The organism is Peptococcaceae bacterium 1198_IL3148 (assembly GCA_036763105.1).
Classification (GTDB): Bacteria; Bacillota; Desulfotomaculia; order Desulfotomaculales; family Desulfohalotomaculaceae; genus JBAIYS01.
The window spans coordinates 1-504 of the sequence record JBAIYS010000045.1; the positions used below are offsets into that span (position 1 = coordinate 1).

Consider the following 504-nt stretch of genomic DNA (forward strand, 5'->3'; position numbering starts at 1 on the left):
CCAGAAGGTGAAAATGGGCTGATTACTTTGCTTAGAACGGCATCTATTTTGGGCAATGGTCAGATGCAATTCAGCTATGTTGATAACGAAGTACTGAAAAAGGCCCAAATGGAACCGGACAAGTATCGGGATTTAATCATTCGGGTGGCCGGTTACAGTGCTTATTTCGTAGAGCTGTGCAAGGAAGTACAGGATGAAATTATCAGCAGAACGGTATTAGATCACTTTTAATAAAACTATTGGTACTATTTAAGGGATGGGGACATTATGAGTACAGAAACCAAAGGCATATTAGAAAGAAAAGCGAGAATCTTCAATGTCCAGAAATATTCCATCTATGATGGGCCGGGCGTGAGAACCCTTATCTTTTTCAAAGGTTGCCCCTTGAGATGCAAGTGGTGTTCCAATCCGGAGGGTCTGGAAAGGAAATATCAGGTGATGTTCAAAGAAGATTTGTGTGTTAACTGTGGCAACTGTATTCCTATTTGTCCCGCCCACATCCAT

General features: G+C 41.9%; 2 protein-coding genes. Both read left to right on the forward strand.

Going from position 1 to position 504, the window contains the following annotated elements; translation table 11 throughout:
* Positions 1 to 231 (forward strand): glycine radical domain-containing protein (locus tag V6C27_14805; GenBank protein ID MEG6617657.1); only part of this gene is annotated, 231 nt, incomplete at its 5' end.
* Between the two features lie 36 nt (positions 232 to 267).
* A partial coding sequence (locus V6C27_14810) for a 4Fe-4S cluster-binding domain-containing protein (GenBank protein MEG6617658.1) occupies positions 268 to 504 on the forward strand: 237 nt, incomplete at its 3' end.